Annotated in this window: 14 protein-coding genes; 7 read left to right on the top strand and 7 right to left on the bottom strand. The window is 64.0% G+C overall.

Going from position 1 to position 14,370, the window contains the following annotated elements:
- Positions 1–58 precede the first annotated feature (58 nt).
- Genes waaC through rfaD form a run of 3 tightly spaced genes read right to left on the bottom strand, consistent with a single transcriptional unit; the run spans position 59 to position 2,966 of the window.
- Positions 59–1,039 carry a lipopolysaccharide heptosyltransferase I gene (gene waaC, locus LB571_RS05270; protein ID WP_224592741.1) on the bottom strand — a complete coding sequence of 327 codons (981 nt, stop codon included), beginning with the start codon at positions 1,037–1,039 and terminating at the stop codon, positions 59–61.
- The gene (gene waaF / locus LB571_RS05265; protein ID WP_224592737.1) at positions 1,036–2,043 is read right to left on the bottom strand and encodes a lipopolysaccharide heptosyltransferase II; all 1,008 of its coding nucleotides are present in this window, start codon (positions 2,041–2,043) and stop codon (positions 1,036–1,038) included. Before waaF ends, waaC begins: the two co-directional genes overlap by 4 nt.
- Positions 2,016–2,966 (bottom strand): ADP-glyceromanno-heptose 6-epimerase, encoded by a 951-nt coding sequence (gene rfaD / locus LB571_RS05260; protein WP_224592734.1) that lies wholly within the window; start codon positions 2,964–2,966, stop codon positions 2,016–2,018. The genes waaF and rfaD overlap by 28 nt, the downstream gene beginning before the upstream one ends.
- Before the next feature lie 143 nt (positions 2,967–3,109).
- Here rfaD and LB571_RS05255 point away from each other — a divergent pair, with 143 nt between their 5' ends.
- The 5 genes from LB571_RS05255 to gmhB all read left to right on the top strand — a co-directional run bounded on the left by LB571_RS05255 (position 3,110) and on the right by gmhB (position 7,267).
- Entirely contained in the window at positions 3,110–3,346 is a 237-nt protein-coding gene (locus LB571_RS05255) for a type II toxin-antitoxin system Phd/YefM family antitoxin (protein WP_015316156.1), read from the top strand.
- Between the two features lie 446 nt (positions 3,347–3,792).
- On the top strand, positions 3,793–4,425 hold the full coding sequence (locus tag LB571_RS05245; RefSeq protein ID WP_224592731.1) for a LysE family translocator: 633 nt from the start codon (positions 3,793–3,795) through the stop codon (positions 4,423–4,425).
- Between the two features lie 136 nt (positions 4,426–4,561).
- Complete coding sequence (gene rfaE1, locus LB571_RS05240; protein WP_224592728.1) at positions 4,562–6,055, top strand: D-glycero-beta-D-manno-heptose-7-phosphate kinase; 1,494 nt, start codon at positions 4,562–4,564, stop codon at positions 6,053–6,055.
- A gap of 8 nt (positions 6,056–6,063) precedes the next feature.
- Entirely contained in the window at positions 6,064–6,636 is a 573-nt protein-coding gene (locus LB571_RS05235; RefSeq protein ID WP_140823249.1) for an SIS domain-containing protein, read from the top strand.
- The gene (gene gmhB / locus LB571_RS05230) at positions 6,629–7,267 is read left to right on the top strand and encodes a D-glycero-beta-D-manno-heptose 1,7-bisphosphate 7-phosphatase (RefSeq protein WP_224592726.1); all 639 of its coding nucleotides are present in this window, start codon (positions 6,629–6,631) and stop codon (positions 7,265–7,267) included. Before LB571_RS05235 ends, gmhB begins: the two co-directional genes overlap by 8 nt.
- Before the next feature lie 3 nt (positions 7,268–7,270).
- Here gmhB and LB571_RS05225 read toward each other — a convergent pair whose 3' ends face one another.
- Both LB571_RS05225 and LB571_RS05220 read right to left on the bottom strand, forming a co-directional pair.
- The gene (locus tag LB571_RS05225) at positions 7,271–8,065 is read right to left on the bottom strand and encodes a glycosyltransferase family 2 protein (protein WP_015316162.1); all 795 of its coding nucleotides are present in this window, start codon (positions 8,063–8,065) and stop codon (positions 7,271–7,273) included.
- 241 nt (positions 8,066–8,306) lie between these two features.
- A complete protein-coding gene (locus tag LB571_RS05220; protein WP_023770207.1) occupies positions 8,307–8,786 on the bottom strand; it encodes an Lrp/AsnC family transcriptional regulator in 480 nt (159 codons plus the stop codon).
- A 263-nt stretch (positions 8,787–9,049) separates the two neighbouring features.
- Here LB571_RS05220 and trxB point away from each other — a divergent pair, with 263 nt between their 5' ends.
- A complete protein-coding gene (gene trxB, locus LB571_RS05215) occupies positions 9,050–10,024 on the top strand; it encodes a thioredoxin-disulfide reductase (RefSeq protein ID WP_127873462.1) in 975 nt (324 codons plus the stop codon).
- Between the two features lie 90 nt (positions 10,025–10,114).
- Entirely contained in the window at positions 10,115–11,011 is an 897-nt protein-coding gene (locus LB571_RS05210; protein WP_015316165.1) for a LysR family transcriptional regulator, read from the top strand.
- A 1-nt stretch (position 11,012) separates the two neighbouring features.
- Here LB571_RS05210 and LB571_RS05205 read toward each other — a convergent pair whose 3' ends face one another.
- Both LB571_RS05205 and LB571_RS05200 read right to left on the bottom strand, forming a co-directional pair.
- The gene (locus LB571_RS05205; RefSeq protein WP_224592723.1) at positions 11,013–11,510 is read right to left on the bottom strand and encodes a methyltransferase family protein; all 498 of its coding nucleotides are present in this window, start codon (positions 11,508–11,510) and stop codon (positions 11,013–11,015) included.
- A gap of 741 nt (positions 11,511–12,251) precedes the next feature.
- Complete coding sequence (locus tag LB571_RS05200; RefSeq protein ID WP_140713701.1) at positions 12,252–14,303, bottom strand: elongation factor G; 2,052 nt, start codon at positions 14,301–14,303, stop codon at positions 12,252–12,254.
- Between the last annotated feature and the right edge of the window lie 67 nt (positions 14,304–14,370).

Raw genomic sequence — 14,370 nt, 5'->3', positions numbered from 1 at the left:
CCCTGCCGGCAGGCAGATGAGGGGCAGCGCCAACCCTGCCAATCGTTCGATCGAAAATTCAGTCTTTCCCGGTAGTTGTCCGCCTAAGCTCTAAAAGTCGTTCAGCCTCCGCCATCACGTCCGAGGGCGTCACGCGTCTGCCACCAGGCGCCAGCAACGTCGACGCATACGGCCCGCGCGGTCCGGTCAAACCCGGCTCCGTCGCCAGGAACACGGCGACCGTCGGCAGGCCGAAGGCGCTGGCGAGATGGGTCAGCCCGGTATCGGCGCCGATGACCAGCGTCGAGCGGCCGAGGATGGCGGCGATGGCGTCCAGCGGCGACTTTGGCATCACGACCGTGGCTGGCACGGCCTTGGCGATCGCTTCGGCCACCACCTTCTCCCGTTCGTTCGACCAGGTTGTGACCGGAATCATGCCGCGCTCGACCAGCAGGCGGGCGGTTCCGATCCAGTCCTCGACCGGCCATTTCTTGTCCTCGCGGCTGGTGCCGTGCAGCAGGAACGCGGTCCTGCCGTCGACGCCGGCGATCATGCCCGCTGGCGCCACGATGCCCGAGTCGAGCGTCAAAAGGTCCGGCCGATAGCCGAGCGCCAGCCCGAACAGCCGCCGTGTCCGCTCGATGGCGTGCAGGTCGCGCGGCACCGCATAGGTGATATCATAGAACAGCGTCGCCGAGGGCTCGCGCACGCTCGACCGGTCGAAGCCGGCGATCGGCGCGCGCGCCTGGCGTGCCACCAGGGCCGACTTCAGCAGGCCTTGCGCATCGATGACGAGGTCGTAGCGGCATTTGCGCAAGGTTCGGCGCAAGGCCGCCGCCTCGCGCCAGGTGTTCGTGTCGAAGAGGTTCTTTCGCCAGCGCCTTATCGCCACCGTGTGAATGGTGCCGATCGCCGGATGCAGCGCGAGGATGCCGGCAAACGCCTCCTCCACGCACCAGTCGAAAGCGATATCGCGCCGTGCGCGGCAGGCATCCTGAAGTGCCGGAAAAGTGTGGATGACATCGCCCATCGACGAAGTCTTGACGATCAGTACCTTCATGCCGCGGCCGGCACTTCCAGCAGGCGGTCCGCTGCCGCGGCGACCTGCGCGACTTCCAATGTCTTCAGACAGTTGAGATGACCGAGCGGACAGATTTTCCGGTGGCAGGGCGAGCAGGACAGGCCGAGCCAGACCAGTTCGCGACGCTCCGCCAGCGGCGGCGTGTTTTCAGGCGAGGTCGAGCCATAGACGGCCACGATGGATGTACCGACAGCGGCCGCGACATGCATCAGCCCGCTGTCGTTGGAGACCGCGAGCCTTGCCGCCGCGATCAGGTCGATGGCGTCCTCCAGCCGCGTCTGGCCGGCGAGGTCGACGACGCCGGGGGCAAGGGCTGCGATCTCCGCGGTCACGTCGCGGTCGTTCTTCGAGCCAAACAGGGCGACCTCCAGGCCCTTGGCCATGAATTCGCGGGCAAGGCCGGCATAGCTCTCGCTTGGCCAGCGCTTGGCCGGGCCGAACTCGGCCCCGGGCATGAGGGCCACGAATGTCCGCGGCGCCAGGCCGAAACGATCGAGCAGGGCGGCCTGGTTTTTTACGTGCACGGTCAGCCGGGGCGCGCGGAAACTACCACCCTGGGCGAGACCGAAATAGGCCTGCGCGGTGCGTCGTTTCACGGCATCGGGCAGCGGCACGATGTCGGTCAAGAGGCCGTAGCGCATTTCGCGCAGATGGCCGAAACGGCGCGGAATGCGGGCAAAGAACGGGATCAGCGCCGACTTCCAGCTGCCCGGCAGGACATAGGCCATGTCGTAGCGGCCGCGCAGCAGACGGCCGAAACGGCGGCGATGGCTGAATTCCAGCGCGCCGGGCTTCAGCGGAAAGTCGATCTGCTGTCGGATTTCGGGCATGCGCTTGACCAGAGGTGCCGCCCAGGCGGGCGCCAGCACATCGATCGCGGCATCGGGATGGAGTTCCTTCAGCGCCGAGAACAGGCACTGCGCCATCACCATATCGCCCACCCAGCGTGGGCCGATCACGAGGATCGTTGGGCTTTCAGCCATTCGACATAGTCTCTGACGCCGGTTTCTACAGTGCGGAATTGCCCGTTATAGCCGGCCGCGCGCAAGCGGGACATATCAGCCTGGGTAAAACTCTGGTAGCTGCCCTTGAGGTGGTCGGGGAAGGGGATGAACTCGATCTCGCCCTTGCCCAACGTGTCGATGACCGTTTCGGCGATCGCACGGAACGGCTGCGCGCGGCCGGTGCCGCAGTTGAAGATGCCGCTGGCGCCGCGCTTCCACAGCCACAAATTGACGTCGGCGACATCGCCGACATGGATGAAGTCGCGGCTCTGTTCGCCCGGCCCGAAGCCATCGTAAGCGCCGAACAGCTTTGGATTCTCGCCGCGCTCGACCTGATTGAACAGATGGAAGGCGACCGAGGCCATGGCTCCCTTATGCGCCTCGCGCGGGCCATAGACATTGAAGTAGCGCAAGCCGGCGACCTGGGAATGATCGCTGTCGAACACCTTGCGCCTGACATAATCGTCGAAGAGTTTCTTGGAATAGGCATAGACGTTGAGCGGCCGCTCCAGCGCCGGCTCCTCGCGAAATTCGGCGCCGCCGCCATAGACCGAAGCGGAGGAGGCGTAGAGGAAGGGCACGCGCAGCGCCTGGCAGGCATGCAGCAGCCGTTTCGAATAGGCGTAATTCACCTCCATCATGAACTTGCCGTTCCACTCGGTGGTGGTCGAGCAGGCGCCCTGATGGAAGACGACCTCGACGCGGCCAAGCGAGCCGGCCTCCATGCCGGCCAGGAAATCGTCCTTGTCGAGATAGTCGGCTATCGTCAAATCGGCCAGGTTGGCGATCTTGTGGCCGTCGGTGAGGTCGTCGACGACCAGGATGTCGTCATGGCCTTCCGCATTGAGCGCGGCGACGATGTTGGAGCCGATCATGCCGGCGCCGCCCGTGACGATGATCATGAAGGCCTCTGGTTGCGTGCGATTCCGGTCCTTATAAGGGAGGCTGGCCGGGCTGTCGACAAAGCAGGCGGTCGCTCGGGCCTCGCCCGCTCAGGCTTGTCTGTTTTGTCCATTTTGTCTATTATGGGCAAACGGAGTTTCCAATGAAACACTATCCATCCACTGATCTGAAACAGAATCTCGGCGATGTGCTCGCGGCTGCCAGCCAGCAGCCGGTCTCCATCACTCGCCACAACAAACCGAGATACGTCCTGATGAGCATCGAGGCCTACGAAGCGCGCTTCGGCAACGATAGCCGTCGCGTCTACGCGGCCGAGGATGCACCGCTGCAACATGTCGAGATGCTGGAGGAGTACGCCGCGGAATTGGACCGTGATTAAACCAGTGGCCGCGGACGTCTGGCGATATCCATATCTGTGGCATCGCCAACATGGAGACGGCGAGACCGAAGGTCGCAAGGCGAGGCCTGTCGCCTTTGTCGCCGTTCTTCCCGGAAAGCCGGAGGGACGAACCTTTTCATCCTTGCAATCACCTCCACCCAGCCGGGCCGTGATCGCGTCGCGGTTGGCGTTCCTGAAATTGAACGCCGCCGCGCCGGCCTTGACGCTATCCCGCTTTGGATCATAGTCGACGAGTACAATCACGATATTCTGGAATCGTCGGCTTATTTCGAACCGGGTGCGCGTATCGGCGCATTCAGTCCGTCATTCCACAAAAAAGTCATGTCGGCTTTCATGGCAACTGTTCGCGCAGGCCAATCCAAAGCCATCCACGGGCTGACTGAAAGGCCTGCAATCGGGCAGGGCAGGATCATGAGGGACAAGAAATGCCGCCGACCGAACTGCTGATCGCGTTTTTCGCCACCACGGCGATCTTCGCCTACATTCCGGGCCCCGCCATGCTTTATGCCGCCGCGCAGACGATGGCGCGGGGGCGCTGGTCGGGGCTGACGGCGGCACTCGGCATTCATCTCGGCGGCTATGTCCATGTCTTTGCCGCCGCAGCCGGCTTGTCAGTGCTGTTCCACGCCGTGCCGCCGCTCTACATGGCCGTCAAGCTGGTCGGCGCGCTGTACCTGATCTGGTTGGGTATCTCGCTGTTTCGCAAGCGCGTGGAGGGCGACGTGGCGCTGCCCGCGATCGAGCGGAAGTCGGCGCGGCGCGCGTTCTTCGAGAGCATCACGGTCGAGGTGCTCAATCCCAAGACCGCGATCTTCTTCATGGCATTTCTGCCGCAGTTCATCGATGCCTCGGCGGGGTTGCCGGTCTGGATGCAATTCGTGGTGCTGGGCACCATCGTCAACCTGATGTTCTCGTCGGCAGATGTCGTGTGCGTGTTCCTGGCCGGTCTCGTGATCGGCCGGCTGCGGCGTTCGAGCCGTGCGCAGCGGCTGATGCAGAAGGCCGGCGGCGCGGTGCTGGTCGGGCTGGGCGTCCACGTCGCCTTGCAGAAGGCCTGACCTGTCCGGGTTTGCCTCCGCCCCGGCGTTGCGCTGGTGCCCAATTGCGGTATATCGGCAGGCATGACCGGCCGGCCTCGCAAATCTGGTGTTTCGACTTATCCGAGATCGGCGTTTCCCGCGCGTGGCAGATGACATGATCAAGCACAATCCACCTTCACCCGAGCCTCTGCACCGCGCCATTGCGCGCTTCGGCGACGTCGCCGTGCTGGTGGTCGGCGATATCATCCTCGACCGCTTCGTCAATGGCGTCATCGAGCGGATCTCGCCGGAAGCGCCGATCCCGGTGCTGCATGGGCGTGGCGAAAGCTCGGCCATGGGCGGCGCCGGCAACGTCGTGGCCAACATCGTCTCGCTTGGCGCGCGCGCCATTCCGGTCTCGGTGATCGGCACCGATCCCGCCGGTGACAGTCTGGTGCGGATGCTGGGCGAGCTTGGCGCCGAGACACTGGGCCTTTCACAGCAGCGCGGCCGCATGACCTCATCGAAGAGCCGCTTCAGCGCGCTCAACCAGCAGGTGCTGCGTTTCGACGAGGAAGAGATCAAGCCGCTCGGCGAAGCGGAACGGGCGGAGCTGATCCGCCGCTTCCGGAACGCATTGCAACAGGCCGACATCGTCATCCTGTCCGATTACGGCAAGGGCATATTGCTGGACGGCGTCGCCGCCGAATTGATCGCCATCTGCCGCGAGGCGGGCAAGCCGGTGCTGGTCGACCCGAAGGGCCGCGATTACGCGCGCTACGCCGGGGCGACCGCCGTCACCCCCAACCGCAAGGAGCTTGGCGAGGCCGTCGGCCATGCGGTGTTCGCCGATGACGAGATCGTTGCGTCGGCACGGGAACTGATTGCGGCGCATGGCTTCGACTTCGTCGTCGCCACGCGCAGCGAGAAGGGCATGAGTGTGGTCGGTCCCGACGAGGCGAGCCACATCGCCACCCAGGCACGTGAGGTGTTCGATGTCTCGGGCGCTGGCGATACGGTGATCGCGAGCTTCGCGCTGGCGCTTGCCGCCGGTGCCGATCCTGTCGCCGCTGCCTCCATCGCCAACGCCGCCGGCGGCGTCGTGGTCGGAAAACGCGGCACCGCGCGACTGAGCGTCGAGGAACTCACCGGCGCGCTGTTCCGCTCGCACGGACCGACCGCGCACAAGGACGCTATCCTGGACGCCACTTCGGCCGCGCGCATGGTGGCGGGATGGAAGGCGGAGGGCCTGAGCGTCGGCTTCACCAATGGCTGCTTCGACATCCTGCATGCCGGCCATGTCAGCCTGCTGCACGCGGCGCGCAGCCAGTGCGACCGGCTGGTGCTCGGCCTCAACAGCGACGCCTCGGTGCGACGGCTGAAAGGGCCGGGCCGACCGGTCAACGACCAGCATGACCGCGCCTGCGTGCTTGCCGCGCTCGCTTCGGTCGATGCCGTCATTGTCTTCGATGAGGATACGCCGCTGGCTCTGATCGAGGCGCTTCTGCCCGACATACTGGTCAAGGGCGCCGACTACACGGTCGACACCGTGGTCGGCGCCGATGTGGTGCAAAAGGCGGGCGGGCGCGTCGTTCTGGTCGATCTCGTCGCCGGCAAGAGCACCACTGGCACCATCGGCAAACTGCGCGCCGGCGGCGCCACCAACTGAGGGAATTCATGTCCGAATTGAACGACTATCTGGTCCGCTCGGCGGCCGCCATCACTGCCACGGTCGAGCGAGATCTGACCGGCGAGATGGACCGTGCGGTGAATGCTGTCGTGGCGGCGCTTTCCCAGGGAAAGGCCCTGCTGGTCTGCGGCAATGGCGGCTCGGCCAGCGACGCCATCCATATCGCCACCGAACTGGTCGGCCGCTTCCTGAAGGAACGCAAGGCCTACAATGTGATCGCGCTGCCGGCCAACGCCGGGATGCTGACCGCCTGGGGCAATGATTACGGCTTCGACACGGTGTTTTCGCGCCAGGTCGAAGCGCATGGCGCCGCGGGCGGCGTGCTTTTGGCAATCTCGACCAGCGGCAATTCGCCGAGCATTCTCGCCGCGGCCGAACAGGCGCGCATGATGGACATGACGGTGATCAGCCTGACCGGCGATGCCGGCGGCAAGCTCAAGCCGCTCACCGACATCCTGCTCAACGTCCCCTCGACCTCGACGCCGATCATCCAGCAGGGGCATCTGTGCCTCTATCACTATCTGTGCGAGGCGGTCGAAGCGCGCCTGTCGAATGGCTGACGAGACAGCGCCGTTTCCGCTGGCCGAGCCGGGCTTGTGGGTGGAGCAGGTCGGCGGGCGGGTTTTTCCCGCACGCTCGCCGGCGCTGTTCCTGGACCGTGACGGCACCATCAATGTCGACACCGACTATCCCAGCGACCCGGACGAGATAGAACTCAGGCCGCAGATGCTGCCGGCGATCGCCGCCGCCAACCGGATCGGCATTCCGGTGGTCGTGGTCACCAATCAGTCCGGCATCGCGCGCGGCTATTTCGACTGGGGCGTCTTTGCCGCGGTAAACGACCGCGTGCTCCATTTGCTGGACAGGCAGGGCGCGTTCGTCGACATGGTGCTGGCCTGCGCCTATCACGAGGCGGGCGTCGGGCCGCTCGCCATAACGGACCATCCGATGCGCAAGCCCAATCCGGGCATGCTGATCGAGGCGGGCAGGCGCCTTGATCTTGACCTCCAGCGCTCCCTGATGGTCGGCGACAAGCTGGCCGACATGCAGGCGGCCCAACGCGCAGGGCTGGCACAGGGCTGGCTGGTCGACGGTGAGGCGGCGCTTCAGCCTGGCTTCGCCATCAGGTGCTTGCATGACGACCACGATCTCGGCGGCCTGCTCGCCGCTATCGACGCGCTCGGATCGTAGGGCCTAAGCCTGGTCGTTTTGCTGCGAGGCTTCGTAGAGCTTGGCTTCGGTGGCGAAGGAATAGATCATCACCGACATCGAGTAGACGAAGCCATGCCGGCCGCACAGGAAGTAGCGCTTGGCCAGGTAGAATTTGAGGAAGTTGCCGAACGGCGACAGCACCAGCCGCACCAGGCCGGGCTTCTTGCCTCTCTCGACCAGCGTCACCGCCTTGAGGCTGGAATAGGTGTTGGCCCGGGCAAGATCCTCCTCGACCGATATTTCACGGCGATGCAGCAAGAGACCCTCTTCGATCGTGTCGGTCTCGCCCGGCACGTGAACGGATTCATGCACCCGCGCCGTTAGATCCATGCTGGCGCCTTCCCTGCGGAAAAGCCTGAGCAGCCTGTTGTGCAGCACCCAGCGATGGGCATAACCGTAGCCCTTCAGCCAGTCGCGGCGGCGCATGTACCATCCGCTGGCCTTGCCGCCGGCCGCCTGGGTGATGGCCACGATCGACTGCCGCAATCGGTCGTCGACGCGCTCGTCCGGGTCGATCGAAAGGCACCAAGGCTGGTTGGCGTGGTCGAGCGCGAATTGCCGCTGGCGGGGGAAGCCCGGCCAGTCATTGTGCAGCAGCGTTATCGGATAGCCCCTGGCGATATAGCTTTCAACGCATTCGACGGTGCCGTCCGTCGAGCCGGAATCGACGATGATGATCTCGGCACAGAAATCGATGCTTTCCAGGCACGGGCCGATCATATCGGCCTCGTTCACGCAGATGATCAGCGCCGAGACCGGGCTTGCAAAACGGGTCATGGTCCCCTTCCCATGGCGGATTCTTCCCGGAATATACGCTGCTGGCGCCATCTGTTCTCAAGCAATTCCGGGCGGAAAACCGTTACACATGCTGGAATGCTCGGGAAACCAATGAAGCGTCAGTTGAGCGGCGAATCCGGCAGAGCCGTCCAGCCTTGTACATCAGCGTCTTTCGAATACCAACGCGGCACCGGTATGGCGAATGTCGGGAATTTGCCCATCGCGCAGGCGTTCGCCTGGCTCAGGAGCGCTCGAACGACACCAGGCCCTCATCCTTGACGCGGCGGATGGTGAGCGCGGTGCGCACCGTGTCGACGTTCGGCGTCGAGGTCAGTTCCTCGATGACGAAGGTCTGGAAGGCGCCGAGGTCGCTCGCCACGCAATGCAGCAGAAAGTCGGATTCGCCCGATACCATCCAGGCATCGCGCACGATCGGCCAGCCGCGCGTACGCTCGGCGAAGATGCGCAGTTCGGCATCGGCCTGGTGATGCAGCCCGACCAGGCAGAAGGCAACGACATCGAGGCCCAGCGCCGGGGCGTTGAGCAGCGCGCGGTAGCCGCGGATGATGCCGGCTTCTTCCAGCCGCTTGACCCGGCGCAGGCAGGGCGGTGCCGAAATGCCGACGCGGTTCGAGAGCTCGACATTGGTCATGCGCCCATCCGACTGAAGCTCGCGCAGGATCTTCCAGTCGATGGCGTCAAGATCGGCCTTGAGGGGCATCAGGGTTCTCGATGATCAGTGTGGCGCAAGAATCTTTCGCTATTTTGTAATTAAACGACTTTTGCGTCGAAGCCAGCCCTCGTCGATGCGATTGTGGACAGGTAACGAAAGCGACCATCGCGCGAATATCCATAGGGGCCGAAGCTTTCCGGGGACGACGGTCCGTTCGTCTTGCTGGCGTGGTTGGCAGCCCTTACATTAAGCGCGATATTCCACGTCTTTTTCCAAGGCACACTCGCTGTCCGCCCCCGCAGAGGCTCCAAATGACCACCAAGCACGCGCCCGTTCTCATCATCGGTTCCGGTCCGGCCGGCTATACGGCGGCGGTCTATGCCGCGCGCGCCATGCTGAAGCCTATGCTGGTCGCCGGTCTGCAGCAGGGCGGCCAATTGATGATCACCACGGATGTCGAGAACTACCCCGGCTTCGCCGATCCGATCCAGGGACCGTGGCTGATGGAGCAGATGCTCAAGCAGGCCGAGCATGTCGGCACCGACATCATCAACGACATCATCACCGAGGTTGACCTCAACGTGCGGCCGTTCCGCGCCAAGGGCGATTCCGGCACGACCTACACGGCCGATGCGCTGATCATCGCCACCGGCGCGCAAGCCAAGTGGCTGGGCATTCCGACCGAGCAGGACTTCATGGGCTTCGGCGTTTCCGCCTGCGCCACCTGCGACGGCTTCTTCTATCGCGGCAAGGATGTCGCGGTGGTCGGCGGCGGCAATTCGGCGGTGGAGGAGGCGCTCTATCTGTCCAACCTCGCCAAGAGCGTCACCGTCATCCACAGGCGCTCGGATTTCCGTGCCGAACGCATCCTGCGCGAACGGTTGTTGAAAAAGGACAATGTCCGCGTCATCTGGGACACGATCGTCGATGAGATCACCGGCCGCCCCGGCAAGGCACCGCTGCCGCCTTCGGTCGAAGGGCTGAAGCTCAGGCATGCCGTGACCGGAGCCGAGAGCCACCTCAAGATCGACGGTGTCTTCGTGGCCATCGGCCATGCGCCCGCGGTCGAGCTGTTCGCGGGCAAGCTGAAGCAGAAGCCGAACGGCTATCTGTGGACAGCGCCGGATTCGACGCGCACCGACGTGCCCGGCGTGTTCGCCGCCGGCGACGTGACCGACGATATCTATCGGCAGGCCGTGACAGCGGCGGGGCTGGGCTGCATGGCCGCGCTCGAAGCGGAAAAGTATCTGGCCGGCATCGAGGTACATCGCGAAGCAGCGGAATAAGGGCCGCCGCAGACTGTAAAAAAACGGCTTAGAAACGCCGTGTAAAAGCCTGATTTTTCATTCAGACGCCAACCGGAACGAGGGGAAATCATGGCGTTGGACTGGGACAAGCTACGCGTGTTTCACGCCGCGGCGGAAGCGGGGTCGTTCACCCATGCGGCCGAGACGCTGCATCTGTCGCAATCGGCGATCTCGAGGCAGGTCAGCGCGCTCGAACATGATGTCGGCGTGCCGCTGTTCAACCGCCATGCGCGCGGCTTGGTGCTGACCGAACAGGGCGAGATGCTGTTCCGCACGGCGCATGACGTGCTGATGAAGCTCGAGACCATCAAGTCGCGGCTGACCGAGACCAAGGACCGGCCGTCCGGCGTGCTCAGGGTAACGACGACCGTTGGCCTCGGCGCCGGCTGGCTGACCGAGCGGGTGCAGGAGTTCATCGAACTCTATCCCGAAATCAGCCTGCAGCTGATCCTCGCCAACGAGGAACTCGACCTCACCATGCGCCAGGCGGATTGCGCCATCCGGCTGCGCCAGCCGCAACAGCCGGACCTGATCCAGCGCCGCCTGTTCACCGTGCATTTCCACCTTTACGCAGCCCCATCCTATGTCGCCAAGCACGGCAAGCCGGGCTCGGTCGCGGAGCTGAGAACCCATCGCATCGTCACCTTCGGCCTGCCCGTGCCGTCGCATCTGTCGGAGTTGAACTGGCTGGAGACGGTCGGCGATTTCGAGAGCGGCCAGCGCGTGCCGTCGCTGCAGATCAACGACATCCTGTCGATCAAGCGCGCCGTGCAGGGCGGCGCCGGCATCGCCATGCTGCCGGATTATGTGATCAGCAAGGATTCCGGCCTGGTGCAGCTGCTGCCGGAGACCGAGGTGCCGTCCTTCGACACCTATTTCGCCTACCCCGACGCGATGAAAAACCAGGCCAAGCTGCACGTGTTTCGCGACTTCATCATCGCCAAGGCCAGAAGCTGGTCGTTCTAGCTTATCCTTTCCAAGGCGTAATCCGCGGCAGCCAGCCCGGTACGTTGCGGCGGTAGGCCTCGTATTCGGCGCCATAGCGGCCGGCGAGCGTCGGCTCCTCGTAGAGCTTGGCGAAGGTGACCATGGCAGCCGCCGCGATTGCCGCGTAGGCAGCAATCGACCAGCTCGAGAACAGCAGCGCCTGACCCAGAATGATCGACAGCACGGCGACATACATGGGATTGCGGACATGGCGGTAGATGCCGCCGATCACCAGCCTTTCGGTCGGTGCGACGGGGGCGGGCGTGCCCAGCCCCTCCAGCGCGAAGCGGGCGAAGGCATGCAGCAGCACCGCGGCCGCGGCAATGACGAGCATGCCGCCGGTGAGCGCAAACAAGGGCAGGGGCGACCATGGCAGGCCCCAGCGATCGCTAAGCAGCCAGGGAACCAGCCCGGCGACAACGCCGGGAGCCGCAATCAGGAAAATGCCGCTGCCGGCGAGCGCCGAAAACCTGCGCAATGGTCGATCCTCGCTTGACTGCCTTGGAATTGAACCGCCGCTGCCTCATTCCACATCATCAGTGTTTTTTGACATTCGGGAGCAAAATCGGTCGGGATCGGCGTTTTCGAGACGGCAATGACCCGAAATCGCGCCTCATTTTCACGATTCTGCTGGTCCTATTGGCTTCTGGAATGGGTTGGACCACAGCCTGTGCCTTTTTGCATGTGTGTGTTGCAAAATAGATGCTTGTTTCTTGGGCATGAAGAGCACATATAGAGATCATCTCCTGGACGCGTTCTCCTCCCATTAGCGTCCTCGAGTGTTCCCCTCTGGAGGTTAGCCTTAACAGGCACTTCCAATCAAACTCAGCCGGATCTTCGTTGATCCGGCTTTTTTGTTGCCTGCATGCCACTGGGATGGCTGAAAAATTCACCAGAATTGCCGCGTAACAGTGTCATGTAACCTCTGGTAACATGACAAGGACACCCTCCATCTGCTAAGTGGATGATAGGACGCGGTGTGGTTCGGACGGGAGATGGGGGCATCACTCGTACGGCCCGGGCTCAGGCGGCTACCGCGTCCGAACCTTTTCCGCCGAAGCGCGGTGACCTCGACATGCGGCGGACCTACCGTTTTTCCTCCCGAGAAAACGGTCCGCAAACAAAACGGCGTCTGGCCCCCCGGGCGTCGTTTTTGGTTTTCGCCCCCTCGATCGTTCGAGGGGGCTTCATATGATTCGGAATCTGGTCCCGGGCGAAATCAGGCAGCCTTGCCGTTGGCGTTCATCGCTTCGTCGGCGAGACGGCCAGTCAGCTCGGCCATGTGGTCGAAAGCGGCGCGGTAGCTGGCAACGCCCGAGGTGGCCGAGCGCAGCTCGATAATCAGATCGCCGATCTCGGCCTGCGGCATGGTCGCCTCGACGACGTCCCATCCCGGCCAGTCGGGCCGCGCGTCATAGCCGAGGATCTGGCCGCGCCGCTGCGGGATCAGCGCGATGATCTTCGATGTCGCGTCCGACGGCGTGACGATCTCTACCTTCATCACCGGTTCCAGAAGCACCGGCGAGCAGGCGGCCATGCCTTCCTTCATGGCGAGCTTGGCCGCCATCTGGAAGGCCATGTCGGAGGAATCGACCGCATGGTACGAGCCGTCCGACAGGTTGACCGCGACATCGACCACGGGGAAGCCGAGCGGGCCGGATTTCAGGTAGTCACGTATGCCTGTCTCGACCGACTGGATGTAGGTCTTGGGCACGACGCCGCCGGTGATGGTGTCGGTGAACTGGAAGCCGGAGCCGCGCGGCAGCGGCTTGATCTCGATGACGACATCGCCGAACTGGCCATGGCCGCCCGACTGTTTCTTGTGGCGGCCGCGCTGCTGCACCGGCTTTCGGATCGTCTCGCGATAGGGCACCGCCGGCGCATGGCCTTCCACCGGTATCTGGTTCTTGCCCTCCAGCCGCTCGCGCACGACGCGCAGATGCATCTCGCCATGCCCTGACAGCACGGTCTCGGCCGAATCCTGGTTGTGGCGCAGGCTGAGCGAGGGATCCTCCTCTGCCAGGCGCTGGATGGCGGCCGACATCTTGACCTCGTCCTTGCGCTCCCTGGGGCGCAGCGCGAAGGCGAAGACCGGCTGCGGCGGCTCGACATCGAAGAGCTGTTTGGCACCGCCCTTGGCCGAGGTGAGCGTCTGGCCGGTCTTGACCGCGTCTAGTTTGCCGAGCGCCACGGTGTCGCCGGTCCTGGCGGCGCTCAGCTTGACCTGTTCCTTGCCCAGCATCCTGTAGATGCCGGAAACCTTGGCGGTGTCGCCGCCGGGCAGCCACAGTTCCGAGCCGTCGGCGACCTGGCCGGACAGGATGCGCGACACCGACAGCTTGCCGCCATGCGGCGTGTGAATGGTCTTCATCACCTGGACCACCGTCGCATTGCCATCCGGGGCGCCGAGCCGCTTGCGGGTCGCCTCGATGTCGGGCGCATCGTGGCGGATCGTCTTCAAGAGGCGCAGCACGCCATTGCCTTTCTCGGCGGTGCCGATCAGCACCGGCGTCACCGCGCCTTCGCGCAGATCGGCGGCGAGATCGTCGAAGATCGCGTCCTTCGGCGGCTCTATCTCTTCCAGCAGCTGCTCCATCAACTCATCGTCGTGATCGGCCAGCGTCTCCAGCATCGAGAAGCGCGCCTCCAGTTCGCGCGCCTTGTCGTCGCCCGGTATCTCGGCCACCTCGCTTTCGGCATATTCGCGGTAGATGTAGGCGCGCTCCAGCGCCAGATCGATCGAGCCGATCACGACGCCGTCCTTGCGCAGCGGGATCTGGCGCAGAAGCAGCGGCGCCGCGCTTGTCGGCTGCAGCATCTTCAGCGTATCGCGCACGCCCGCGATCGCCTTGTCGACCTTGTTGAGGAACAGGATGCGCGGCACGCCGAGATCGTCGAGCTTGCGCATGATGAGCTGCAAGGCGGGGATTTTCTTTTCGTCGGCCTCGGCCACGACCACCGCGACGTCGCAGGCGGCCAGCACCGGTTCGGCCTCGAAGGAGAATTCGATCGATCCGGGGCAGTCGATGAAGGTGAACTGCTCGCCCATGAACTCGGTGGTGGCGATCGACGCCTCGACGCTCATGGCGTGGGCGCGGGCCTCGGGCGAATGATCTGAAACGGTATTGCCTGAGGAAACCGGGTTTTGACGGGGAATGGCGCCGGTACGGGCCAATATGGCTTCGAGAAGTGTCGTCTTACCGCTTGCGAAGGGACCGACTATGGCAATGCATTTCGGTCCCGTGCGTCGTCCTCCGGCGCGAGTACCCATGACTGACCTCCACTCAGGCGTTTCCTGGGGACCGACTGGCATTCATGGTTCAGGCCAGGGTCAATCG

It is taken from the genome of Mesorhizobium sp. BR1-1-4 (assembly GCF_020165375.1).
In the GTDB taxonomy this organism is placed as follows: Bacteria; Pseudomonadota; Alphaproteobacteria; order Rhizobiales; family Rhizobiaceae; genus Mesorhizobium; species Mesorhizobium australicum.
The sequence above is the reverse complement of the archived record's forward strand: the minus strand, read 5'-3'. Positions and strand labels throughout refer to the sequence as shown.

Coding starts and splice junctions, on each gene's coding strand:
- waaC (WP_224592741.1), bottom strand. CDS start 1,039: ATGAAGGTACTGATCGTCAAGACTTCGTCGATGGGCGATGTCATCCAC.
- waaF (WP_224592737.1), bottom strand. CDS start 2,043: ATGGCTGAAAGCCCAACGATCCTCGTGATCGGCCCACGCTGGGTGGGC.
- rfaD (WP_224592734.1), bottom strand. CDS start 2,966: ATGATCATCGTCACGGGCGGCGCCGGCATGATCGGCTCCAACATCGTC.
- LB571_RS05255 (WP_015316156.1), top strand. CDS start 3,110: ATGAAACACTATCCATCCACTGATCTGAAACAGAATCTCGGCGATGTG.
- LB571_RS05245 (WP_224592731.1), top strand. CDS start 3,793: ATGCCGCCGACCGAACTGCTGATCGCGTTTTTCGCCACCACGGCGATC.
- rfaE1 (WP_224592728.1), top strand. CDS start 4,562: ATGATCAAGCACAATCCACCTTCACCCGAGCCTCTGCACCGCGCCATT.
- LB571_RS05235 (WP_140823249.1), top strand. CDS start 6,064: ATGTCCGAATTGAACGACTATCTGGTCCGCTCGGCGGCCGCCATCACT.
- gmhB (WP_224592726.1), top strand. CDS start 6,629: ATGGCTGACGAGACAGCGCCGTTTCCGCTGGCCGAGCCGGGCTTGTGG.
- LB571_RS05225 (WP_015316162.1), bottom strand. CDS start 8,065: ATGACCCGTTTTGCAAGCCCGGTCTCGGCGCTGATCATCTGCGTGAAC.
- LB571_RS05220 (WP_023770207.1), bottom strand. CDS start 8,786: ATGCCCCTCAAGGCCGATCTTGACGCCATCGACTGGAAGATCCTGCGC.
- trxB (WP_127873462.1), top strand. CDS start 9,050: ATGACCACCAAGCACGCGCCCGTTCTCATCATCGGTTCCGGTCCGGCC.
- LB571_RS05210 (WP_015316165.1), top strand. CDS start 10,115: ATGGCGTTGGACTGGGACAAGCTACGCGTGTTTCACGCCGCGGCGGAA.
- LB571_RS05200 (WP_140713701.1), bottom strand. CDS start 14,303: ATGGGTACTCGCGCCGGAGGACGACGCACGGGACCGAAATGCATTGCC.